This is a genomic window from Zhongshania sp., assembly GCF_047636175.1.
Taxonomy (GTDB): domain Bacteria; phylum Pseudomonadota; class Gammaproteobacteria; order Pseudomonadales; family Spongiibacteraceae; genus Spongiibacter.
Map to the genome: position 1 here is coordinate 67044 of NZ_JBLIKC010000019.1, position 23928 is coordinate 90971.

At 49.1% G+C, this 23928-nt stretch carries 17 protein-coding genes; 7 read left to right on the forward strand and 10 right to left on the reverse strand.

Annotated features, from left to right (window positions below):
• Window positions 1-24: 24 nt before the first annotated feature.
• Window positions 25-1056, forward strand: coding sequence for an NADP(H)-dependent aldo-keto reductase (locus ACI955_RS12370; RefSeq protein WP_415244049.1), 1032 nt, complete (start codon window positions 25-27; stop codon window positions 1054-1056).
• 582 nt (window positions 1057-1638) lie between these two features.
• The gene (gene mltF, locus ACI955_RS12375; RefSeq protein ID WP_415244050.1) at window positions 1639-3012 is read left to right on the forward strand and encodes a membrane-bound lytic murein transglycosylase MltF; all 1374 of its coding nucleotides are present in this window, start codon (window positions 1639-1641) and stop codon (window positions 3010-3012) included.
• Between the two features lie 189 nt (window positions 3013-3201).
• Here mltF and ACI955_RS12380 read toward each other — a convergent pair whose 3' ends face one another.
• On the reverse strand, window positions 3202-4263 hold the full coding sequence (locus ACI955_RS12380) for an MBL fold metallo-hydrolase (protein WP_415244051.1): 1062 nt from the start codon (window positions 4261-4263) through the stop codon (window positions 3202-3204).
• A gap of 214 nt (window positions 4264-4477) precedes the next feature.
• On the opposite strand from ACI955_RS12380, the gene ACI955_RS12385 reads away from it, so the two are divergent.
• Complete coding sequence (locus ACI955_RS12385; protein ID WP_415244052.1) at window positions 4478-5494, forward strand: hypothetical protein; 1017 nt, start codon at window positions 4478-4480, stop codon at window positions 5492-5494.
• A gap of 20 nt (window positions 5495-5514) precedes the next feature.
• On the opposite strand, the gene ACI955_RS12390 is transcribed toward ACI955_RS12385, so the two are convergent.
• On the reverse strand, window positions 5515-6435 hold the full coding sequence (locus ACI955_RS12390; protein ID WP_415244053.1) for a D-Ala-D-Ala carboxypeptidase family metallohydrolase: 921 nt from the start codon (window positions 6433-6435) through the stop codon (window positions 5515-5517).
• Between the two features lie 6 nt (window positions 6436-6441).
• On the reverse strand, window positions 6442-7986 hold the full coding sequence (locus tag ACI955_RS12395; protein ID WP_415244054.1) for a L,D-transpeptidase family protein: 1545 nt from the start codon (window positions 7984-7986) through the stop codon (window positions 6442-6444).
• 337 nt (window positions 7987-8323) lie between these two features.
• Here ACI955_RS12395 and ACI955_RS12400 point away from each other — a divergent pair, with 337 nt between their 5' ends.
• Complete coding sequence (locus ACI955_RS12400; RefSeq protein WP_415244055.1) at window positions 8324-9790, forward strand: alkaline phosphatase PhoX; 1467 nt, start codon at window positions 8324-8326, stop codon at window positions 9788-9790.
• Window positions 9791-9927: 137 nt separating this feature from the next.
• Here the strand turns inward: ACI955_RS12400 and ACI955_RS12405 are convergent, their stop codons facing one another.
• The 6 genes from ACI955_RS12405 to ACI955_RS12430 form a co-directional block, all read right to left on the reverse strand.
• Window positions 9928-12528 carry a TonB-dependent receptor plug domain-containing protein gene (locus ACI955_RS12405; RefSeq protein ID WP_415244056.1) on the reverse strand — a complete coding sequence of 867 codons (2601 nt, stop codon included), beginning with the start codon at window positions 12526-12528 and terminating at the stop codon, window positions 9928-9930.
• Between the two features lie 425 nt (window positions 12529-12953).
• Entirely contained in the window at window positions 12954-13805 is an 852-nt protein-coding gene (locus tag ACI955_RS12410; RefSeq protein WP_415244057.1) for a hypothetical protein, read from the reverse strand.
• A complete protein-coding gene (locus ACI955_RS12415) occupies window positions 13789-14199 on the reverse strand; it encodes a hypothetical protein (protein WP_415244058.1) in 411 nt (136 codons plus the stop codon). The genes ACI955_RS12410 and ACI955_RS12415 overlap by 17 nt, the downstream gene beginning before the upstream one ends.
• Window positions 14199-14429, reverse strand: a complete 231-nt coding sequence (locus ACI955_RS12420) for a hypothetical protein (RefSeq protein WP_415244059.1) — start codon at window positions 14427-14429, stop codon at window positions 14199-14201. The genes ACI955_RS12415 and ACI955_RS12420 overlap by 1 nt, the downstream gene beginning before the upstream one ends.
• Window positions 14430-14608: 179 nt before the next feature.
• On the reverse strand, window positions 14609-15835 hold the full coding sequence (locus tag ACI955_RS12425; protein WP_415244060.1) for an alpha/beta hydrolase family protein: 1227 nt from the start codon (window positions 15833-15835) through the stop codon (window positions 14609-14611).
• A gap of 125 nt (window positions 15836-15960) precedes the next feature.
• Entirely contained in the window at window positions 15961-17199 is a 1239-nt protein-coding gene (locus tag ACI955_RS12430; RefSeq protein ID WP_415244061.1) for a leucine-rich repeat-containing protein kinase family protein, read from the reverse strand.
• Between the two features lie 297 nt (window positions 17200-17496).
• Between ACI955_RS12430 and ACI955_RS12435 the strand changes: the two genes are divergently transcribed.
• Window positions 17497-17937, forward strand: a complete 441-nt coding sequence (locus tag ACI955_RS12435; protein ID WP_415244062.1) for a hypothetical protein — start codon at window positions 17497-17499, stop codon at window positions 17935-17937.
• 200 nt (window positions 17938-18137) lie between these two features.
• Here ACI955_RS12435 and ACI955_RS12440 read toward each other — a convergent pair whose 3' ends face one another.
• Window positions 18138-19553: a DUF2130 domain-containing protein gene (locus ACI955_RS12440; protein ID WP_415244063.1), complete on the reverse strand. Its 1416-nt coding sequence runs from the start codon at window positions 19551-19553 to the stop codon at window positions 18138-18140.
• A 974-nt stretch (window positions 19554-20527) separates the two neighbouring features.
• Between ACI955_RS12440 and ACI955_RS12445 the strand changes: the two genes are divergently transcribed.
• Window positions 20528-21988: an LVIVD repeat-containing protein gene (locus ACI955_RS12445; RefSeq protein WP_415244064.1), complete on the forward strand. Its 1461-nt coding sequence runs from the start codon at window positions 20528-20530 to the stop codon at window positions 21986-21988.
• Between the two features lie 66 nt (window positions 21989-22054).
• Window positions 22055-23539: a hypothetical protein gene (locus ACI955_RS12450; RefSeq protein ID WP_415244065.1), complete on the forward strand. Its 1485-nt coding sequence runs from the start codon at window positions 22055-22057 to the stop codon at window positions 23537-23539.
• Window positions 23540-23928: the final 389 nt, after the last annotated feature.

The following is a 23928-nucleotide window of genomic DNA, read 5'->3' on the forward strand; positions in this document are numbered from 1 at the left end:
GAACTGCACAAGAAGGTGATGCTAATGAAAATGCGTAAGCTCGGGAAAACCGGAATCAGCGTTAGCGAGATTTGTTTGGGCACGATGACATGGGGTGAGCAAAATACTCAGGCACAGGCTTTTGAGCAAATGGATTATGCGGTGTCACGCGGTATTAATTTTTTTGATACCGCAGAAATGTATCCGGTGCCGCCAGTCGCGGAAACTCAAGGTAAAACTGAAGAGTATATGGGAGAGTGGTTTCGACAAAGCGGCCGGCGCCGAGAGATCATTCTTGCCAGCAAGGCAACTGGTCCAGGAAACGCCCATATTCGCGAGGGCAGGCCACTCGACCGCACTGCAATTTTAGAAGCTATCGAAGGCAGCTTAACCCGCTTGCAAACCGATTATATCGACTTATATCAAATACATTGGCCCAATCGCGCCACCAACTTTTTTGGAAAACTGGGCTACCAGCACAGTGCTGATGATGCCGAGCAACATTTGCATGAGATTCTTGAAACCCTGTCGGAACTCGTTGAAAGAGGCGTCATTAAAGCCATCGGCATTAGCAATGAAACCCCTTGGGGAGTGATGAGTTATTTAAACTTGGCAGAACAATACGGCCTGCCGCGTATCGCGACTATCCAAAATCCTTATAGTCTGCTTAACCGTACTTTCGAAATTGGTTTGGCTGAAATGGCGATTCGTGAAGAGGTCGGTTTACTCGCTTACTCGCCGTTGGCTTTTGGTATGTTAAGCGGTAAATATCGCAATGGTGCCCGTCCGGTAGATGGCCGCATTACCCTATTTGAACGTTTTCGGCGCTATAGTAATCCACAGGCAGTGACTGCCACAGAAGCTTATGTGGCCTTGGCAGAGCGCCATAATATGACGCCCACTAAAATGGCATTGGCCTTTGTGAACAGCCAGGCATTTTTAACCAGTAATATTATTGGTGCCACCACTATGGCGCAATTAGAAGAAAATATTGACAGTACTGAGTTGACGTTGAGCGAGGAAGTCATGCAAGAGATTGCTGATATTCACCAGCGAAATCCAAATCCTGCGCCATAGGAAGCGATGATTTTATGGTAGCGTAAAATCAACTCTATTCCGGTGTCGCATTTTAAATTTGCTTTATAATCACACTCAGGTCTCGCCGCTATTATTAGCGCAATACGGTGGAATGCTTGAGTGGGGTCTATTCATGTGAAGAGCCGTCAGCCAATACTCATATTTTATAATAATATATCGTTTGGTTCTCGGAGATTTTGCCTGCAATTGCGGATTTAGCGTATTCGCCAGCGATGTTACATAAATATTCTCAATTTATTATTAGTGTCAGTAAAGTTCCTTATTACTCTTGGTGAGGGCTTTATTATCTGTGCACTTGCTATATTCCTATTCCAGCGTAAGTGTTTTAGATCTGTGTACTAGGCTATCCATCAGCATGTCGTGCATTGGAACAGTTGCGCCGTTTTGTGTAAGGTTTAGAGTATTAGCCGCCGTAATGTACTGTTTTCTTAGTTCATCGGACTTAGATGTCTTGCCGTAACACTTACAACACTAAGCAAAGTAGTGTTAGCCAAGCCCATGCCAAAAGAAATTGTGCCAATAGAATTTATGCCACGAAAATTTATGTTAGCGGAGAGCATAATGAAAATTATTGTCAGAATGATGTCCATGGTTCTAATCTTGGCCGTTACCACTGCCTGCAGTCAGGGATCATCCTCTGGAAATGCGGCTGTGGGGCGGACCGTAGCTGAAATAAAAGCGTCGGGTGAGCTCCGAGTGTTAAGCCGAAATGCACCCACCACTTATTACCTTAATCGTGACAACGAAGCTGTCGGTGCAGAATACGAGTTAGCTAAGGCGTTTGCAGACTCTCTTGGCGTGACGTTGCGTCTTATTGTTGAAGACAATATCAGCGATATTTTAGAAGGAGTTAGAATTGGTGAAGGTGATTTTGCGGCCGCGGGGCTAAGCAAAACAAAATTGCGTGGCGCTGATTATTTGTTTAGTAGCCCCATAGACACGGTGACTGAGCAAGTTGTATGTCGACGTGGCGGCAACGTCGCCAAGTCCCTTGCTGATTTGGCTAGCGTTTCGCTAGAGGTACCAAAAGAAAGCAGTTATGAAGAGTCCCTGCGGGCACTGCAAGAAAATAATTCGGCAATCACTTGGAAGAGTAATGCAAACAGCGGTACCGAGACGCTGCTGCAAAAAGTTTGGGAGGGCAAGCTGGATTGCTCGGTAGCTGACTCCAATATAGTCGCGGTGAATCGCCGCTTTCTACCGGAATTGATTGTTATGTTTGATTTGGCTGCCCCAAAACATCACGTATGGTTGATGACTAAGGGCAGCGATGATATTCGGGTAGCGATTAATCAATGGATGGCAAGTGCAGCCGGAAGGTCGGCACTAGATCTGGTTCACTATCGTCACTACAGCTATATTGAAAATTTTGACTTTGTTGATACTCGCGCGCTGGTAAGGCGGATTGATGAGCGGCTGCCAAAATACGATGGTTTGTTTGAAAAAGCGGCAGAAAAACACGCCTTTAGCGACGCTCTGCTTGCAGCGCAGGCCTATCAGGAGTCGCACTGGGACGCCAAAGCAAAAAGTCCCACCGGAGTTCGCGGTATTATGATGTTGACGCAAAATACCGCAAAATCTCTCGGTGTAGAAGACCGTCTCGATCCTAAGCAAGCGATACCGGGTGGTGCGACATACCTCGCTAAAATGCGTGACAGATTTAGTGAAGATATTCCCGAACCCGATCGTACCTATATGGCATTAGCGGCCTATAATATTGGCCGCGCGCACATGCACGATGCGCAAGTGCTTGCTCGAAAGCTGGGTAAAGACCCCTTAAGTTGGGTCGATATTAGAGGGGTGCTGCCTAAGTTGTCAGACAAGCGTTATTACAAAGATTTGAAATACGGTTACGCCAGGGGGATGGAACCGGTTATTTATGTGCAGCGCATTCGCAACTACGAAAATATTATTATTGAAAAGCTGAAATTATAAAGGCTATCAATTTCCTTTGTGTGCACGAGGGTGGCAGGGGACTGACACTGAATAAATCAGCACCCTAGCCGTTCAGCGCGCTGCGCCATTCGTCTTCAAAGAAGCTATTCCCTCTGTGCAAATTTATACTCTCGCGTGTCCCGGCGAGTTCGACTTGGGTGGGCGCTCTTTTTAGGTCAGAGAAAAAACCTACAAACCGCTACTGGTTTTAATGATTTCCTTAGAGCCCGCTGGCAGGCTAAATGCGACGCCGTCCTCACCTATGGTGTAGTTCTTGAAGATCTTGTCAGCACCATTTAGGAAGAGTTTCTTTTGCCCCGGCATAACGAGGGGCGGCACAATGTGGTAGTACACAAGATGGCCTACGCCGGCATCGCGCGCGGTCTCTGCTGCCTCCACTGGGCTCGCGTGATAATCAAGAATATCGAACGTTACGTGCTCGGCAATGGTATTACCGGTTTTTTTGGCAACTTTGTTCATTAGCATGACTAAATTCGGCGCCAAGGCTTCGTGAACGAGTAAATCTACACCCTGAGCAAATTTTTCGATATTGGCAGATTTCACCGTATCACCGGTGATCAATAGTGATCGACCCTTATAAGTAAAGCGATAGGCGACGGCTGGATCAACGGGAGCGTGATTAACCGCCAGCGCTTCAATGCTTAAGTTCTCGTCGCTTAGCAGCACAGTCAGTTCGCCCTGCCTTGGTTTTATGAATGGCTTGGCGACAAGCCCCGCGCCGGTGCTTGGTGCCACGGCATCACCATGGTGGGCATGGCGATAAACAAAGTCGTGGCTATAGGCCATATTAAAACCATCAACGACCGCTGTTACTCCCTCGGGACCAAAGACGGTAAGAGGGGAAGTGTTAGCGCCGCCAGCCCAGCGTATGGTCGCCATTTCGCCCAAGCCATCAAGGTGATCTGAGTGAAAGTGGGTGAGAAAGACGGCTTCAATCTGACCGAAGGGATAGCCCATGCGCATAATATTGCGCATGCCGTCGGTACCGGCATCAACAACAAACATGCGGTCCCCGGCAATAACCACTGAACACGGTCCAGATGCATTTGGTGCGGGCATTGGGCCACCGGCACCGCAAAGTATAAAATGTAAGCCATCTTCGAGCTCATCCATAGCGTTGGCCGACATCCGCATTTCAATGCCTTTTTCCATAATTTTGCTGGTAATGCCCGAGGGTAAACATCCTGACAAGGCGATGGCGCTAAGTAAGGTGAGCAATTTATTATTCATATTTATATCCTGCTTACTAGGGTAAAAGAGGCTAAGTCTGTTTAGACCTAATGCATCTTTTATTATGGTTAGTTGAGGTCTGCCCTGTCTGAACTGCTGATAGATTTTCTCCAAGTTACACAGTAAGTGCGGCTAATAAATGTGTGTTGCAGATGCATCTGTTATCGTAGCCAGAATTTACTCATTGATAGTATTTTTAATTTACGGAGCAAGCATGTCGCAGCCTGAATTAAATGAATTTTCGCCAAAAGGGTCGCGCTGGGCGAGCGATCTAGGCAAAGTCGGTCTAGTTATTGATTTGACGATGGTCGGCTTGGCAATTATTAATCTATTGTGGATTATCTTTGATAGTGCATGGTCCGTACCTGAATTGCGCAATATTATGGCATATGTACTGCCGGTTGTCTGGTTGGACGATTATGCCGTTATTAATGAGCGCTTTTTTCGAATTGATCTAGTGTTTGTTGCTATTTTTATCACTGAGTTTTTGTCGCGCTGGATATTCGCACTCTACAATAAGGTGTATGGCCATTGGCTGGCCTATCCGGTGCTGCATTGGTACGACATTTTGGGTTGTATTCCTGTTGCTGAGTTTCGATGGCTGCGAATTTTGCGCATCTATGTTGTGTTGGTGCGTTTTAAAGAAATGGGTATTGTCGACTTTACCAAGTGGGCGCCGTATCGCTGGGTAAAGGCCTTATATAACATTGTGATGGAAGAGATTTCTGATCGCGTTGTGATTAATGTACTAGACGGTGTGCAAGCTGAATTGCGCGGCAGTGCCGGCGTTGAGACCCAGGTCTTGAATGAGGTGGTAAGGCCAAGGCAGGCGCAACTAACCGAGTTGCTGCGCGAACGCATCGTCCTTGCGGTGCAAACGGTTTATGCCCAGAGTCGAGGTGAACTGCGTCAATTTGTAACCGAGACCGTGAGCAATGCGGTGAGTGAAAATCGAGAGATTAAGATTATTGATCGTATTCCCTTAGTCGGTGGCGTAGTGGGGGAGCTGCTTGACCATGCGATCACCGATATTGTCTGCAGGGTAATTGATCAGGGGGTGGGGCGTTTAAATGAAAGGGAATTTACTGCCTTGTTTGCTGATGTTGTGGATGGGGTGTTGACTTCCCTAAGTAGTGAGTCGGAAACGGATCATGAAATGGGTGAGTTCATCATCGATATTCTCGATTTGGTTAAGCGGCAGGTCAGTCGCCGCCGCTGGATAGACGGTTGAACACTGCGCTCGCCGTGGTGTTACCAGCGTGCGCGATGTCCCCTGGTATCGATGTGCAGGAACGGCCCGTGGGCCGCATTCGCTAGATAGTGACTCAAACCGCCCCGGAGGTCGGCGGTGTCTTGGTCTTCGTTAAGCCATCCATCAACTAAGTGATACAGATATTTGGCGTCATTCTGATCTCGCTTGCCGTCTTTGTTTACATCATCCATTATCCCGTCGCGTGGTGCACTGTCGATATAGATGTCTGCTGCCCCACCGTAGAGATGACGTGAATATTTAGTGCTGTTGCCTATGCTTTGGTTATACCAAGGTGTGCGGTAACCGCTCATCACCACTACTCCGCGGGTATCAATGCCATTTTTTTCAAACAGTTGCAGTGTTAGTTCTAGTTTCACTAGCAGTTTTTCTCCTAGAATCAGGTATTTCGGCCAGCCGGACGCTTGCTTGCAAAGAAATTCGCCGAGGGTGAAATGCGGTGATACTTGTAGCTCAGCCAGCTCTTTGCTGACCTCTATAAAACCGCGGGGTTTTTGATACGCAGCCATACCTTGCAGCGGTTGGCGTTGATACTCGCCCATGCGGTATTCGCCTAAGAAACCGTTTTTGATATTACTAGCGGGGCGCAGAACAAATATATTGAGGGAGACACTTGAACCTTTAGCGTTGATCAGCAAAGTATGATGTCCGCTGCTTGCCGGTGCTCGCCAGCGCCAACGTTTTTCTGAACCCTCTAGCTTGCCGCCGCTGGCGCTCACGGTGCCGGCATGCTCCATTTTTAATTCTGCGGTTTCGCCTGGCATTAATGAAATACTGAAAATATTAAATGGCACGCGGCTGCCGTTCACGCTCAATCCAAAGCCAGCAATCCCAGGCTTAAATGCCAGCACCGTCTGCGAGCAACACAGCATTAGTAGCAACATTTTCAGTAGCGTATTCATTGCGGTTTAGCCCTCAAGTGCCTTGGCAACACGTTGATCGCGATTATAAAGATCGTTTAGATACACGGGCTTACCGTTGGCGTCTATGATGACGGTAAAGTAAAGAATGTGTACCGGCACCGGCTTGACCATATTAATCCGGGTTTCCTTGCCACTTGCCGCGACCGAAGCGATGCTTGTTAGATCATGGTCGGGGTTTTTCTCAAGTAACCATTTAGCCAATTCAAGTGCGTTTTGCACGCGTACACAGCCAGAGGAAAAAGCGCGGTCAGTTTTCGCGAATAGTTCGCGCGAAGCGGTGTCGTGTAGATAGACATCGTGGGGGTTGGGGAACATGATTTTAACTTGCCCAAGGGCATTGAGCGGCCCGGGACGTTGACGCAACCGCAGCGGAAAATAGTTTGTACTATAGGCTCCCCAATTGATTTTATCAGAGTCCAGTAAATTGCCATCGCGGTCGAGAACGTCAAAACCCAACTCGCGAACTTTCTCGGGATTTTGCTGGAACGCGGGAATCTTATCCTTGCGAGCGATACTCGACGGCGTCTCCCACCAAGGGTTCACAATCATATAGCGAATGTTGTTCGAAAATACCGGTGTCTGCCGGTAATCACGGCCGACAATGACCTGATGCGTTCGCTCTACAACACCGCGATTCCGAGCTTCTAAGTTGTAGTTCGCAATATTCACGCGAATGTGACGCTCGCCTAGGTCTTCGGGCAGCCAGCGCCAGCGTTCCATATTAACTATTAGCTGTTGCTGGCGGTCTTGATCCGTCATATTTAGTAGCCGCAGCGTGGCGGCGCCGACAATGCCATCATCGGCGAGGCTAGACGCGCGCTGAAATGCGATCACTGTCGCCAGTAAATCGGGGTCGTAAAACTCACTCTGGGAGTCGCCGACATCAAAACCTCGCTTAGCCAACTTTAGACGCAGTGCTGGGATGCGCGTTGAAGTCATTCCCAGCTTTAATGCAGCGCCCGCGGTTATAGGCGCAGAGTTATCGAAATTCTCCCGCTCTCTAAGGGTTTTGAGCGCAGTCTTTAAGGCGGTGTAGTTCGGTGCATTGGGTTCGAGGTCTCGCAAGGCGTCAACAATTCGGTTCGACGCAATCGCCTGTTCGAGTGCGCTAACTAGATCTCGTTCGCGGCGCGCGGCAGTCCAATCTGGCTCGATCGTGACCGGGTTGAGCTGGCCGCCGACGATGTTTGCAGCCAGTGCTAGCCAAGCGTCCGTCGCAAGTACTTCCAGCGCATCACCTCGGGCAGACTGTAATATTTCTTGGTGGTAGTTCGCGGGTGACAATCCCTGCTCAGTGGCTGAAGAGATAGCGGCCCGCAGCTGCTCTAGGCGTTGCGGTTGATTAGTCCATACGGGTGCGTAAAGCCGTTTTGCATAAAAGGCGCGTGAGGCTAAGGGTGCCAGTAGTGGACTGCCCTCAATGGAGGTATTCGCGAGCGTAGAGCGCAGGTCCGCGGAGGCCGATGTAACTAATGACATTATCAGCATGCAGGCAGCAATAAAGGATTTTATATAGCTATTCTGAATCAATGTTCTCTCCTAGTATGAAGATGCTGTGGCTGCTTAGCTTGGTGTGAAGTATAGGCCGCAGACAGCAGCAATGCTGATGTATTTGTAGCCCCAACCATGGATTTCTTTAGCCCCTCCAAATATCTGGTGTTGTTTTAGTATCCAGTTTTCCCTGCCAACATCTCATCAGCTTAGGTTTTAGTGCCTCTTACGATATTAGTCGCAGTATTGCGGGCTATTCATACGTTTGACACTTTATTGTGGTAAGAAGGTTGCTGATATGGGGTGGCTTATGCGGCGTTGTTTGATACGAATCGACATTCCAGCTGAAATTTGTCAATAAATTAAAGGAATACATGTGAACTCATTATTGAAGGACGTGGAGCGTAAGGGCTGGTCGCGGCGAATTTTTTTGCGCAATTTACTGTTTTCTGCGGGTAGCCTGTCGATGGCAAGTTGGCTGACGGCTTGCGGCGGTAGCTCCAGCAGCTCCAGTAGTGGTGGGTCTTCGGCGAGCTTCTCCAGCAAGTTTAAAACTATGGGTCCATTGCTTGAGCCCAATGAAGATGGAATTCGTCTGCCCCAAGGTTTTACCTCCCGTCAGTTAGCGGTGTTTGGCGAAGCCCCGCTACCTGATGTAGATCCGACCTTTCTGTGGCATTCCGATCCCGATGGCGGGGCAACGTTTCGCACCGATGACGGTGGTTGGATTTATGTTAGTAATTCCGAGGCTAGGGATCTGACCACGATTCGTGACCAAGACCCGACAGGCTTGTTTCGTTCTAACTTAAGTCGCGACGCCGCTGAGTTACTTCCTCCCGGTTTTGGCGGCGGCGTCAGTGCGCTGCGTTTCGATGCTGTGGGTAATTTAGTTGACGCCTATCCATGTCAGCGCGGCACCACCACTAATTGCTCTGGTGGGGCAACGCCGTGGGGCACCTGGATTAATGGCGAAGAGATTTGGGACGGCAAAATGTTTGAGTGCAGTCCGCTGCGCGATGGCGGCGAATACATTGAGTTGCCGCGTTTTGGACGCAAGGCCCACGAAATGGTCGCCATAGATACCGACAACCGCGCTATTTATCACACCGAAGATATCGACTTTGCAACCGATCGTTTTTATCGCACGGTTTGGAATATAAGCAGCTGGCCAGTTGCCAATGAGCGGCCAGACATGGATGCCGGTAAATTACAGGTGCTGTATGTGCCGGCCGGTATTGATGCGGCGCGGGCAGGGCCCACCCCCATTGTATGGAATGACGCTATTGACGACGGCACGCCGCAGCCGGCAACGGTAGATATGGTAGACGCCACTTTTTTCGGTGGTAACGAAGGCGTTTGGTGGCTTCAGGGTTTTATCTTTTTCTCCACCAAAAGTGATGACAATATTTGGGTTATTGATATTGAGGGCCAAACTCTGGAAAGTATTTATGAGCCCCGCAGTGACGTGGCAGGCTCACCCTTCGACAATGCCGAAGAGCCGCTCACCGGTGTCGACAATATTACGATGACACTCGACGGTGAAATGCTGGTAGTGGAAGACGGCGGCTATATGCGCTGCATGGTATTGCTGCCAGATCGGACGACCATTCCCTTATTGCAACTGCCGGGAAACCCGTCGCTCACCGAAGTCACCGGGGTAGCAATTGCCCCAAGTGGCGATCGTATCTATGTCTCTGGCCAACGCAGTCGTCCGCTAGGACTGTTACCCCCAGAGGTTCAGCCCGGTTCGCCTATTCCCACCCGTGTTGCTGGGGTGACATACGAGATAAAAATGCCATTTTCGGTGCGTGTGAACCCGCCTATAGCGAAGGTCTTATCTTAAGGGCCTAATCACGTTGCGAGGCGCCACTGGTGTTGTAAAACGGAAAAAGGCGAACTGAGAGCAGTTCGCCTTTTTTATTGCCTAAGTGGTAAGCGCTTACAGGGATGTAAGCGCGTCGCTAGTTGTGGTGTCAACTACTAAAAATCATACGTTAGCCCGGCAAAGAAGTACGCGCCATTAAAGCCAAAAGGGGCTGAACGACGTGAGTACTGAAACACCCCCGGAGAGCTTACAAAGACATTGCCGCTGGCGTCTGCAATCGTGCCGGCACGACTCTGACCGATAACATTTTTATCAGGTGTTTCATCAAAAATATTGTTGCCACCGAAGTTAAACGTAAGGTCGTCTTGCAGGCGGTAACTTAAATTTATGTCGGTCAATATCTTGGCACCAAAGGTCTGTCGATTGGACGAGCTATTACAGGAGCCTTCACACACGGTGTACTCGCCGTAACGATTGAAAGCCAGTACTGCGGTGAAACGTTCCAAGGAGTAATTGAAACTAAGATTGATGCGGTCCTTTGGCTGCCATTCCTCAATAATCGCAATATCCTGAGGACTAAACACCTCAGAGGGATTAAGCGTTGCCAATCCACCGCCGGCAAACACCTTAGTCACGTCAGTTTCAGTAAAGTTAGCAGCAAATGAAATCGCCAAATCGCCAGCGCCTGCGGTCATGGAATAGGTGCTAATAATATCCACACCACCGGTTTCGGTATCAGCGCCATTTAGGAAGAACTGGGCACTGCTAGCGCCAGCTGCGTTCAAGGCTGCTGTCAGGTTCGGGTCACCCAAGGCTGAGGTTAAGCCACCGCTAAGGACAATCCGATCTTGAATATCAATCTGGTAGGCATCTACCGAGACCGTCCAGCTGTCGCTGGGTTCTAGTACCACGCCAAAGCTCAAGTTAAGCGACTCTTCCTCTTTCAGCTCAGGTATACCAATTGCTTGGGCAACCGGGCTGTCGTTACGAAAGGTTCCGCGCTCCTGTGCAGACAGTCCACCCATACCATCGGATACAAACTGGGTACTAATATTGTTGAAGTACTGCTGCTGCATCGACGGCGCGCGAAAACCGGTACTCGCCGCGCCTCGTAGGGTTACCATGTCGTTTACCCGAAAACTACTGGCGAGTTTGAAATTAAGCGTGCCGCCAAAATCATCGTAGTTATCGTAGCGCAGCGCGCCGCTTACCAGCCATGCGTCAGAAATATCGTATTCCGTATCCACATATAGCGACCACACATCGCGGCTTTCATTCAGCTCATTGCCCGGTTGGAAGCCAGGGAAAACCTGTATGCCTGCGCTGGCATCCGAGGCATACAGCGACGCGCCGCTAGCATCAGTGTCGTAGTCAGCGTAGGAGTATTCGTCTCCGGCCTTAATTTCATAATCATCCCGGCGCAATTCCGCGCCCCAAGCCACACTCAATGGGCCAAGTAATTTAGTGAAGTCAAAATTGATGGTTTGCAGGCCAAGGCTTAGCTCACCGGCGTCGGCTGATCTAGACGCTGTTGCCCTAATGTCGGCATCGCTGAGGCCTTGGTTAAAGCGCAAATCATTAACAAAGGATGCGTTCACTGAGTTGCTAATGAAAAATGCAAAGTCGTTCCAGCCGATGGTGTAAGAAACATCCATGGTTAAGTCATCGGCAAATTCCTGGCTATAACCTAGGTTTACAGAGAAATCGTCGATTTGGGTATTGATCAAAGGCAGGAACCCGTCTGGTGCAAAGGCTTCGCCATCTGCTAGGGTCGGGTTGTTGCCCGCTTGGTTAGCGCGGCGATAGAAGCCCGCCGATGTGCTTTCACGGTCAGAATAGGTCATAAAACCATATAGCTCGCCAGACTTCAGCTGGTAGGCGGAGTTAAGTATCACCGCGAACTGTTCTGAATCCGCATCACCAATTCTAAAATTACGACGTGGGAATGTTGCTTCCCTTGGATCAGATGCCTCGTCTATACCGTCGGGATCTGCGCTACCCGTGCCGTCATTATTGGCATCACAGCCGGCCAAATATTGGCATTGACCGCTCAGTCCCGCGCGATTGGTCGACCCACGATCACGATAGTTCAAGGTCGCGTTCACAAAACCGCGATCTCCCAGAGGAATACCTTTGCTAAGGTCGATATTGAGCGTTTCGCCATCACCCTCAGAGTATTCTCCATAAGACACGGCAACTCGGCCGGCTTCTGGCTCATCACTGAGCACAATATTAATAACACCGGCAATCGCGTCTGAACCGTACTGTGCCGCCGCACCATCTCTGAGCACCTCTATGCGCTTGATAGCTGCACCGGGCACAGCGTTCATGTCAACACCCGAGGTGCCTCGGCCCACTGACGTATTGACGTGAATAAGGGCGCTTGTGTGGCGGCGCTTACCATTTATCAGAACTAAGGTTTGATCTGGTCCGAGGCCACGGAGTGTGGCGGGCCTCAGCGCATCAGTACCGTCGCTGATTGATGAGCTGGAAAAATTGAAAGACGGTGCAACGGATTGCAGCATTCGGCCCACTTCGGTTTGGCCGGTTTGACGAAGTGTCTCTGCAGCTAGGGAGTCCACTGGAACCGGCATATCAACCGCCGTGCGTCCAGGCTTACGAGACCCTAATACAATGACCTCTTCAATTTCCTGTGTTTTCTCCGATTTGCTCGTGTCCTGAGCGTATACGTCACTGATGGCCAGTGATAATAGACAGAGCCCAATGGGCAGTTTGATATTTTTGACACTGGACATAGATATACCCCTAATAATTATTGTTAAAATCCAACAAAGCAGATCACTTTATTTAGAAAGCCTTTTCCATAGTGTTGCTACCAATATAGGGCAGTTTTCGTTATTCGCAAGCTGAGCGCCATTGACATGACTATCCGCAAAATGGCTTCTTCTAAACCTAGTAAAATAATCGAACGCAGCCCAAGTGATTTCTAGTGAGATATTCTCGGTAGGCTTGCCTCTGCGCGGGGACTTCAACTTTGAGCGTGCAGTTGTGAGATTGTATTTATTAGTAGGTAATACGACGTTGGTAGTTGAGGGTAGGTGATCCAGCTATTAATGAGTTGCTTAATGTTAAGCAGGTGTTGACCAATGTGGCGGCGAGTGCTGTTTGCTAGCGTTAACTGCTAGAAAGAGCACCTAGCATCAGTGCTTATGGGGTTTACTTAAATGCTCTTTTTCGGAGCTGAGCCTATACCTTCCCATGCCTGATCTTCCGCGCCCTTATCCTTCACGCCCCGAGCCTGCAAGTTCTGGTCTTGCAATGCCGATTGAGCAAGCAGTTGACGCCGGTGCTTGGTGGCAATGATGGTTAGCAGTACCGGCATTAATTTATTCCAGTCGGTGCCCGTTACTTTAAAAAAACCATAGGTAGCCAGAGCGAGCCAACCGGGTGGGCCAATAAGCTGAGCGATGGTCGCGGACAGGCCGGTGTAAGCCGCGTATGGCAAAGTGATGCCCACCGCATGCGTTGCAAAGCCCAGCGCTGTTGTTGCCCCGGCATACACTGCTGCCCCAGAGGCATTGCTTATGGCAATCACGCTGGCTGCCGTGCGCAGGCCAATAAGTCCGCCGCTGTTGATTCCCGCCGCTTCCCACATGGGCCCGGCATTAATATCTTCGCTAAAAAACTGATCTCTTTGCGCGGGGTTCATTTTTGCTAGAGCGGCAACGATAACCGCCTGGGGGATGTAGCGCTCGTGATCGTCTAGTGATTTGCAGTGCTTATGGATGCCGAGTTTTTTGGCCGCGCCGGATAATAAAACTTCGTAAGTGGGACCGAGCATATCTTTATTAGCATCTTGTCTAACGACGCGTTTGAAATTGCGTTTAATACTGTGCCTAGTGCGAGAGTGATACATCCAGCGTATCTTCTCGGCAATCTTGTCGGGCGAGTTGCCCACAGAGCTACTATCAGCGTCGGTGTCGTCTTTAATGTCGCAGAGAATAGCGATAATCGTTTTATCGCGCTCATCCCAGCCTGCGATAATAGTGTTTAACTCAGTCTCGGTGTTCACGCTTTTTCCGTTCTAGCATAATGTCTGCGCGCGAGCGCAAAGGCGCATTGTTGCGCAAGGCATCAAAGCCATCGTGGTGCGCAACTGGTTTAGCTGGCGGCTTAGCGCTCCCGCCACGCTGAGCGTCTGCAGCTTTAGACGCCTTGGCAATTTTGCGCTCAACAAACCACATATAGCCTACGCCCGCGCTCAACCAGCCCAGCCAACGAAAATAAAAGGCCAGGGGCGCAAGGTCGAGTTTGTCGGTTGCCACAAAGAAAGCCAATGCCTCTGACTGGATTAAGTTGACTGCTAATATAATAAACACAGTAACCACTAGACCCAGCGCACGCTGGCGAATATGGCGCCGCCAAATCATATACAGCGCACCGCTGCGCAGTAGGGGTATCAGCATTAAAAGTGACCCAGGGTGAGCGCCGTAATCAGGGCGGCTAGACTGTAATTCTTCAATTTACCCCGGAGTTTTACCTCCTCGTCATAAACCAAAATCTCAAGCTCATCGGGTTCTAACTCCCCCGGTGTGATCCCTCTCAGTGCCAACTGCTTTTTGGCATTGACGATAGCGTGTTCACGGATGCGGGTCCGGTACTTAGCGAGTAATGTATCTTTGGCTTTTGTCATCATGGGCAAGTAGGCCGGTTTTTCCGTCGGTTATGCTTTGCACTATTCTAGCTGGCTGACGGAGGCTTGGCGACTGCGGGGGTGGAATCAGCAGAGGCGCCGTTATTGAGAATAACGGCGATGGAAAAATGGCCTAATGCCAAGCCATATATAGCGGATTAAGTGCAGCGCGACTCCCGATGCTACTGAAACTCAGCCGGATCGGGTGCCAAACCATTTCCGCGATAGACTTCCTCAAGACCATTTATCCGCGTTGCGCTATCGTGCAAAAACGATAAATGCGGATGACCGCCCTCAAGGACCGACAACGCTGAGGCGTCGCCGCGCAAATAATAATTCATCCACGCTAAAGAGTAAGTGGCGGCAATATCCCGCCCCCACGTCGCGGTGGGAAGGAAAGGATAATTGGTGTGCTGGCCGTGACTTGAGGCCTCGGCAACAATAAATGCCCTGTCGTTTTCAAAGCTATCGTACAACGGTCTAACAACCGCAGGATTAATAAAAGGCAGGGGAGCGATGGGGCCGTCGTGATCACCGGTTTGAATCATGATCGGAATCGGACTCGCGCTAACCGACTCACCCACCGGCGCTGCAGCTACCGCTGCCTTGATTCGCACCGGGTTAGGTTCTGTGGCGTTACTCGCTTCCTGCTCTTGCACGCGCAGCACTGCAGCGGCGCCCATGCTGTGACCTATCACGCCGACTTGCTCGGCATTGAGCACGCTAGCTACTGACGACTGCTCAAACAAATACGTCATCGCGTCTTGGGCGTCATGCAAATTATTGCCGGGGTCGCCCTCAGCCTCGTCGTCAGAATGGCCCTGGCCACTAAAATCAAAGGCAAACACCATATAGCCGTTGTCGGCAAACAAGCGATGCCACCAGCGGTACATGGCGATATTAGTATTCAAGCCCTCTAAGGCGATGATCACTGGAAAAGGCCCCTCTCTAGGGCTGCCCGTTGCCGCATAGGGCAACACAATTTCACCATATAATTTAGTGCCGTAGCGATTGTAAAACTCGACCGGAATTAAGGCTACTCCAGCGTTCTCATCAGGGTGGCCATACCAGTGGTAGGCATGTTGCGGGCGCGAGCCATCTTGAAGTTGAGCAAAGGTCGAGCGCACCATATGCTCTACAATCACCGGATCGCTTATATCGTTAATGGTGTAACCAAAGGCGACCGGGTCAAACAGACGGGTTACAACATTACTGGGCAGCATACTGGCGAGTTCATCGCCGTTAGTGACAATAGGCTCGAATTGCTCAGGGGCTGGAGGCGGGTTTTCACCCTGCTGCGAAACTGGCCATGACGCTAATCCACTCGCCGTAGCGGCGCTATTGGAGCTAGAATTACCACCACAAGCCATCAGCAATACACTGAACAATACCAATAAATATAAGCGCATATCGATTCCTGTCGTAATTTATAAATCAGCTGCAAGCTTATATTATTAAGCTCGCGCCAAATCTGGTTTTTTAATGGAGCTTGAGGCAATGCTTTGGTCTTAGACTCGGTGGTCTAGCCAAATGACTAACTGGTCTCTCGTCTCAGACCTTGATATTGATCACTCTGCCTATCATCTTGGGCGCAAATCTCTAAAAGATCATCAATAAAATAAGCCAGCGCACGGCGCTCAATCGTTTTAATGAGTTGCTGCTGCGATTCACTCAACATGTGGTACATGCTCGCTGCGCCAAAATCACCAAATAACACATTGGCGTGCTCATCGACCAAGGTGTTGTGGGCATACAGATCGCCGTGACAAACCAGAGCGGCATGCAAATGCGTAAACACCCCTCGCATCTGTTCAATGATCTTTATTATTTTCTCTATCGACAAGGTGAAACCGGCCGGAAAGATGTCGCGGGTGCAGCTCTCTAAACTTGGCGGTAATCCCAAATTATGAAACTGCGCGGGAATCAAACGCATCACTAAGGCTAAGTAGTCGGCCTCCTTAACCTGCGCCAGCGAACTGACTAGATTGGCATGACTGCCCACTTTCAAGCACGCCCGCATTTCATCTTCAGGGTAGCCATCGCTGGTCACTTTACCTTTAAATACTTTCACCGCAATATCGTTTGGAAACTCAGTCTGAGGCTTTGCCCACGAGGCGCTGGAAATAATCCCAGATGCGCCCTGGCCAAGGACATGCTGTACGCGGTAACTCGATGATGATATCAGCGGCGCAGACTGCAGGCTATCATTACAGCGACTGAAAGGGTTGCCCGAAAAAGCGATCCAGGCCAGTTTAGGCAGATCGGATATTTGCGCTGGAAAGACGGTGAGTTGGTTGGCAGAGATACGCAGTAACTGCAGATCTTTGCACTGCCTTAGAGATTCAGGAAGTTCACTTAGTCTATTCCCCGCGAGTAGTAATTTTTGTAGGCGAGGGCGCTCTCCCAGCGCTTCTGGTAGAGACGCTATGTGGTTGTCGGTTAGCGTTAGCCACCGCAGCTTGGCTGGCAGTGCGCTAGCCGGCACGGTGTGTATCTTATTGGCTTTAAAGCCCACCATCTCCAAATTCTCACATTCCCCCAGCACATCCGGCAGAACGGTAAACAGGTTATTGGAGGCAAAAATAATTTTCAGTTTTTTAAGTTGCGCGAGTGACGCCGGCAGGGTCGTCAACTGATTATTAGACAGATCAAGAATTTCCAGACTATCTGCCAGCGACAAAATCTCAAGCGGAAATTCACGCAAATCTGCGGCCAAGCTTAGGCGCTGAATACCGGCTAATTCGCCGGACTGAAGCTGTGCAAGTGTGTGCATAAAGTCGATTTCTAGGGAGGTCTTTTTATAGTAGCGCTAGTTTACTGATGTTAAGGACAGAAAGATAAATTTGCCGAAGCTGTTAGGCCGGCACTGATGCTGTGATTCTGATTGGCCATCTGCGGCGTATATAGCAGGGTGGTATTACAGGTTTTTGATATACTGGGCTACTTTGATTTGAGCGCTTGTGGCAGGAACGGCTATTTGCGGTGTTAAACTGACGTTTGCCGTTTTTTATAAGTCAGCCGCAAAGTCGGTCGCGATACTTTACGTCCCTTACGCTTAGGAAAATTTCTTATGAATGCTGAGAATTTGGCCATTATATCGGCCGGTGTGTTTTTTCTTGCCGGGCTCCTTACTGGGGTGTGGAAATACCAACAAATAATGAAGTCAGAAGATAGCAGCGCACATCCCTATGTGGATATTTGCCATAGGGCATCTCTGCTGTACGCCTTTGCGGCAATATTATTGGCAAAGTTTGCAGAGGTAAGTCAGCTTTCAAATAGGGTTGAGTTAATTGCTGTAGGCGTAGTGGTGTTTTATTTTGCCACAGCGATTACCACATATCTTGTTCACGGCTTACTGAAAGATACCGACAACCAACTAAAGTCACCCCATGCTATGGGCCAGCTAACAATCTCATCAAGGATGATTTCACTATATATGTGGACCTTGATAGCCGCAGAGATTGGTGGCTTTCTAGTGCTTTTTTATGGTGTTCTTATTGCGATATTTTAGCTGCTCAGCGTTATCTGTATTTAAACGATGAAATAACTCTGTTCTTACATATCACGCTTTATGCTGGCTGATCATGAAGGGTTTATGCCCGGTGCCATAATCTTTTAATCTCAGCCTGAAGGTATAAGTTGCGGCGATGGAAAGATATCACCATTGCCGCCGTATTCTAAATATCGGCAACTCTCCGCGCCACTCTAAGTTCAATCACCATCAGAGGGAAGGGGAGCCTGACCAGCTATTTTCTCAAACTCAGTCGCCATTGTAGGGTTTTGGCGGGTCAGTTTCTTAACGGTGACATCTTGGGCCTTATCATTTGCTAGGCGAAGGTTTCTGTCTGTTCCCTGCAGTGCCTCTTTCGTCTTCTGAAGATGATTTATCGATTTATCAATCTCATCAATAGCTGTTTGAAACTTCCTAGATGCAAGGTCGTAGTTCTTACCAAATGCATTCTTAAAGTCATTAAGGTCATTTTCGAAGTTTGTGACGTCGATATTTTGTGATTTAACCAGAGCAAGCTCTGTTTTATATTCTAGTGAGTTCATTGCCGCGTTGCGCAGCAGCGAAATAATCGGCATAAAAAACTGCGGCCTTACAACATACATCTTCGGGTAACGATGAAATACATCTACAATTCCGGTGTTGTAAAGCTCACTATCTGGTTCTAGTAAAGACACTAGCACAGCGTACTCGCAACCCTTTTCAATGCGATCCTTATCAAGCTCTTTTAAAAAGTCTTCATTCTTTTTCTTGGTAGCAGTGGTATCGTTTTCGTTCTTCATTTCAAACATGATCGAAACGATCTGTGTGCCTGCACCGTCTGAGTCTTTAAAAATGTAGTCGCCTTTGCTGCCAGTGCTAGCGTCGTTATCCTTTTCAAAGTAAGCCCGTGGAAACGCAGTGGCACGAATACGGTTGAACTCGGTCTCACAGTGTTGCTCAAGAGTTTCACCGACCATCTTTGTTGATAGACGAGCTTTCATGTCTCTGAGACGTTCTATGGCGTCGTCGCGATCTTTGATTTGGGTTTCGTACTTCTCCTGCAGAGCCTTCTCAGCAAGTTCCTTTTCAAGCTTTGCTTGATCAAGCCCATTCTGAAGTTTATCGCGCTCCTTCTCGACAACACTGACGGCTTCTGTAACGGCCATTTTCTGGCTTATTGTTCCGGCGTCTAGTTTTGCTCTTAGATCTTGAATCTCAGTGTCTTTTTTGGCCGCCGTTTCTTGCAGCTCCCTCGAAAGTTGGGCTTCTGCCAGCTTGGCAGCTGATTCATTATCTCGCTTTACTTGCTTAAGTTCATTGGCAAGGTCATCGCGTTCTTTTTCAACTATGCCTCGCGCCTCAGTGACAGCTAGTTTCTGGATAACAGCGTTGGCTTCTAATTTTGCTCTGAGCTCTTGTAGTTCAGTGTCTTTGGCTGCAGACACCCTTTGCATTTCATTACTTACTTTTTCTTTAGCTAGTTCAACCGCATTATTTTTTTCTTTCTCGGCTAGCGCAAGGCGCTCATGCAACTGCTCGTCAAAATCGCTATCTCTAACTTGCTTTAGAATATCTGCGTATCCGGTTTCGTCAACCTTAAAAGCCTTTGTGCAGTGAGGACAAATGATTTCGTGCATGTTTAATTCCCTTTGTTACTAAGTGAACATGCCAGCGTTTGCTAGACACCAAATAACGTTAGATGGGCGTTCGCTTTGGTAACGACCCAAGTGACACCATAGCGCTCAAAGAATGGGAGGCTGTACTTACGGCTGTTGGTAATTACTTAGAAATTGGCGCTGTTCAGTAAGTCTAGTTAGGTCTTATTCTTTCTTAAGTGCTTGCAAATCCTCCTATGGGGGGCAGGCTTTGAAACGCCGCCAACTCACAAGTAACACCCCAATATTCAGATCTGAATCTGTTCAAACACCAACAACCCCCAGCACACAACGTTAGTCCTAGTTATCCTTATACATGCCATTTAACATAATATATATTATGCACATATGTAGATATGCGCAGTTGCGACTTTGTTGCTTAATTTGGACTACCAAGCAAAGTGCTGATTTCCCAATCAAAGCGGTTACAGATTCGTCCACTCGCATCTAAGCCCCAATGCGAAGGCTAGCTACCGTTGCGAAATGGTTTTGTCTAAATGAGACCTGACATACCGTGAATGGCATTGTTCTTTAGCCAGTCGCGCGTGTCGTAATACTTCACTATTTCAGCCGTCGACCGCCCTGTGGCGTTGATGATCGCAATAAAGTCTTTGTTATTGATCAGTGCAAGGTCAATAAACGTTTTTCTAAAGGAATGCGCGGTAATACGTCGGCCTAGAAACCTCCTTCTTATTGCAAGGGGAAGGTCTTAACGCGGTTATTGAGCAGGCATCAGATTAGATATTGCTTGCCATCTCGCAGTGCATTCTGACGGTTTGGTACAACCACAAGGTTATTAGAAGTGGGCTGCCCTGCTTTGCAATCTTCGGTTATTTCTGTTTGCGTGGATTAGTAAAGCTTGATGGTTGTTTACTTAATCTTCTGCTTATTGTTCGTGTTATAGAGTTAATATGCGCATATAAAATTAAAGCTAGCGTCATTAGGAGCGAGATTAAGTGAAAATCGGAAAATATAAGAGCACGTCTCACGTCAATCGGCTTGGGTTTATTGTTGCGGCAAGCATGGCATTGGCCGCTTGCGGTGGCACCAGCTCGTCAGACCTGACCAGCGGTGTCGGCGACAGTTTTGATGAACCAAAACTGGTTGCGGTGCCTAAGGCTATATGTGGTCCAGATGACTGGCCAGAGACCGGAATTCAGGGACGTGTAAGTCGCCAAGATCACCTAGAAGGTCGCGCTGCTCGCGGCTTTCGTTGCAACACCGAACTAGTTGGGGCCTTTGGCAACACGGATTTTACGGTAGGCACAATAGCTGGCTATCGAGTCCATCGCTACGTTGATGAGGCTGGCAACGAGTGCGGCTACTACGATACAACACTTCTGCCCCCAACCAATGCTGGTGATGCGAATTTAGGTGTTCGAGTGCTGGACATGTCCGATCCAAGCAATCCCCAGCTGAGTATGATTCTAACTTCTCCCGCGATGCTGTCTCCTCACGAATCACTTGCGATAAACCAAGAAAGAGGGCTTCTCGGTGCAGTAATGGGCAACCTAAGTCAGGCAGTCCTTCCTGGTATTGTAGATATCTACGACATTTCCAAGAATTGTCTGCTGCCATTGCTCAAGTCTTCGACGCCTCTTGGCGTTTACGGCCACGAGGGGGCATTCTCCCCAGATGGCACCATTTACTACTCAGCCTCTCAGTCGACTGAAACGATTGTTGCGCTGGACATAACCATCCTAGAAGCTCCAGTACCAATCTGGGTCGGCAACTTCGTTACGCACGGTCTATCAATATCTGACGATGGCACGCGGGCTTACCTCGCTAGCACCGAACCGGATGATGAGGGCTTTGGTTTTGCAATCCTTGATATCACTGAGGTTCAAGACCGGGTCCTTAACCCAACAGTCACTAGAATTTCGAATATAACCTGGGAATCGGTCAGCATTCCTCAGAGCACCGTCCCTATCACGATTGGCGGCAAGCCTTATGTCATCGAAACCGATGAATTTGGGGGTCAGGTCGAAACTGGTGTAGCGCGGATTATTGATATCAGCGATGAGACCAATCCAAAGGTCATCTCGAATATACGTCTAGACGTGCATCAACCGGAGAATTTTGTCGACCAAGCCGGCGACCCTGGTGTCGATACGCCTTTGCTAACAGTTCAAGGTTACACCGCCCATTTCTGTACCACTCCCACCAGAGTTGACCCTCAAATCGTCGCTTGCGGAATGGCCGTCTCCGGTCTGCGTATTTTTGATATTCGCGATCCCTACAACCCCAAAGAAGTCGCCTATTTTAATGCCCCTGTGGCTGAGCGAGCATATCCAGAAGGAAGCAACTGGGCGTATTCATCGCCAACGTTTGTGCCCGAACGCAAAGAAATTTGGTACTCCGATGCATACAACGGGTTTTTCGCGGTCAAGGTGACAAACGGGGCGTGGCCTGATTAACGCTCAATCATCGCCGGTGCCTACCATCGGCGAAGATGTGCTTGGCTCGCAGGAAGTAACGCTTCAATGAATCGTTCGGCAACGCCGACACGGTACAGAATCGTTGCCGCTATCCTGTTTTGCTCCGTCGCAATGCCAGGGACTGCCTCGGCGCATTCTTTTGGACAAATTTATAACTTGCCCATACCGCTGTGGATGTATCTCTGCGGTGCCGCAGCGGCACTACTAGTGTCGTTTCTAATAACAGGCTGGTTCCTTCAGCTGCCAGATGCTAGTGCGGTTCCTCGCGGCAGCGATCTTACAAAGAGTCGCTGGGTAGGGGTTATGCGGATGCTCCGACTGCGTTCAGCGCTCAGAGGCCTTAGCGTACTGCTGCTGTTGTTGTGCGTTCTAACCGGATTTTTCGGCACTACCGACGCTTACCGAAACTTCAACATGACCTTTTTCTGGGTCGTGTTCATTCTCGGCTTCAGTTATCTCAGCGCCGTCATAGGTAATATTTACTCCACCATCAACCCATGGCTCGTGCTGTGTGAATGGCTTGAAGGCGGCGTCAAGAGTTTCACAGCGGGGCGTTGGCGTTATCCGGCCTGGCTGGCTTATTGGCCAGCATTAGCTTTATACATGGGCTTCATCTGGATCGAGCTCTTCACGTTCAATCAACCACGTTCGCTGGCTGTGATGCTCAGCAGCTACACCGTTCTCAATATTCTGGGCGTGTGGCTGATCGGCAAGAGAGCCTGGTTTAAATACTGCGAATTTCTCAGTGTGTTTATGCGCTTAATCGCATTGATGGCGCCGCTTCACTACTGTGCGCCCGAACAAACCGGGAAACGCGGTCAACTCCGTTGGCGCATGCCCTTCGCCGGCCTGATTGAAGCTCGCGCAGAGAGCTGGAGTCTTCTTGTGTTTGTGCTGTTCATGCTGTCTTCCACCGCCTTCGATGGCCTGCATGTGACAGCACCCTGGTTTAATCTATTCTGGAACGACCCTTTCGGGATGCTGCAGGCCTTGCTCGGAAAACCAGCGCTAATGTATTTTGAGACCTTGCACCCGTATTACCTGGCCTATGAGTCGTTATTTCTGCTGCTGTCCCCATTTTTGTATTTGGCGGTCTACCTGCTGTTCATCACACTTGCTAAGTGGCTTACCCGAAGCAAGCACACGCTGCGGGAGCTAGCGCTGGGTTTCGGCTTTTCACTATTACCGATCGCATTGGTTTACCACATCACTCACTACTTCACCCTCATCCCCACCCAGGGCGTGAAGATCGTCAGCCTAGCCTCTGACCCCTTCGGCTGGGGCTGGAATTTGTTCGGCACCGCAGGGTTTTTCCGTACACTGCTTATACCCGATATGGCTTGGATCTGGCATAGCCAAGTGGCGCTAATTTTGTTCGGTCACATCGTCAGTGTGGTGCTGGCCCACCATGAGGCATTGCGCCTGTTCCCTACCCGCCGGCAGGCTGCGTTGAGCCAACTACCCATGCTCTTCCTGATGGTGTTATTTACCTCTGTTGGGCTGTGGATTTTGACGCAACCCATCAAGTAGCAGATTTATTTAATAGCGACTTTGTCTCTTAAACCATCCACTGCTTAGGTGTTAGGTACCTATCTTTTTCAAAGCGGACGAAAAGGTGTCAGCATGATCAATATATGCAAAGTGTTCTAACTTTGCTTGGATGTTCCACTGTAAAGACAGTCACTTATAAATCATAATTGTCATTGCTTTGATTGGTAGTCCACTTAAACGCGCAGCCGCCCTTAATTTTAGGTTAAGGGCTTAACTGTGAAAATGACTCCGATTAAAAAACAATCTTTTTAAAGGAACACCAATATTAGCCAGTTATTGATGGTGATAATATTTAGGTGGATAACAACAATAAACGGAAATAGCATGTTCTATTCACCAAAAGTGACCGCTTTAACTTCTGCAGCACT

What these genes read in the sequence shown, in the direction of transcription:
- ACI955_RS12415 (WP_415244058.1), bottom strand. Translation starts at nt 14,199, where the DNA reads ATGCTGATACCCCTACTGCGCAGCGGTGCGCTGTATATGATTTGGCGG.
- ACI955_RS12425 (WP_415244060.1), bottom strand. Translation starts at nt 15,835, where the DNA reads ATGCGCTTATATTTATTGGTATTGTTCAGTGTATTGCTGATGGCTTGT.
- ACI955_RS12385 (WP_415244052.1), top strand. Translation starts at nt 4,478, where the DNA reads ATGTCGCAGCCTGAATTAAATGAATTTTCGCCAAAAGGGTCGCGCTGG.
- ACI955_RS12435 (WP_415244062.1), top strand. Translation starts at nt 17,497, where the DNA reads ATGAATGCTGAGAATTTGGCCATTATATCGGCCGGTGTGTTTTTTCTT.
- ACI955_RS12450 (WP_415244065.1), top strand. Translation starts at nt 22,055, where the DNA reads ATGAATCGTTCGGCAACGCCGACACGGTACAGAATCGTTGCCGCTATC.
- ACI955_RS12370 (WP_415244049.1), top strand. Translation starts at nt 25, where the DNA reads ATGAAAATGCGTAAGCTCGGGAAAACCGGAATCAGCGTTAGCGAGATT.
- ACI955_RS12440 (WP_415244063.1), bottom strand. Translation starts at nt 19,553, where the DNA reads ATGCACGAAATCATTTGTCCTCACTGCACAAAGGCTTTTAAGGTTGAC.
- ACI955_RS12380 (WP_415244051.1), bottom strand. Translation starts at nt 4,263, where the DNA reads ATGAATAATAAATTGCTCACCTTACTTAGCGCCATCGCCTTGTCAGGA.
- ACI955_RS12390 (WP_415244053.1), bottom strand. Translation starts at nt 6,435, where the DNA reads ATGAATACGCTACTGAAAATGTTGCTACTAATGCTGTGTTGCTCGCAG.
- ACI955_RS12405 (WP_415244056.1), bottom strand. Translation starts at nt 12,528, where the DNA reads ATGTCCAGTGTCAAAAATATCAAACTGCCCATTGGGCTCTGTCTATTA.
- ACI955_RS12430 (WP_415244061.1), bottom strand. Translation starts at nt 17,199, where the DNA reads ATGCACACACTTGCACAGCTTCAGTCCGGCGAATTAGCCGGTATTCAG.
- mltF (WP_415244050.1), top strand. Translation starts at nt 1,639, where the DNA reads ATGAAAATTATTGTCAGAATGATGTCCATGGTTCTAATCTTGGCCGTT.
- ACI955_RS12420 (WP_415244059.1), bottom strand. Translation starts at nt 14,429, where the DNA reads ATGATGACAAAAGCCAAAGATACATTACTCGCTAAGTACCGGACCCGC.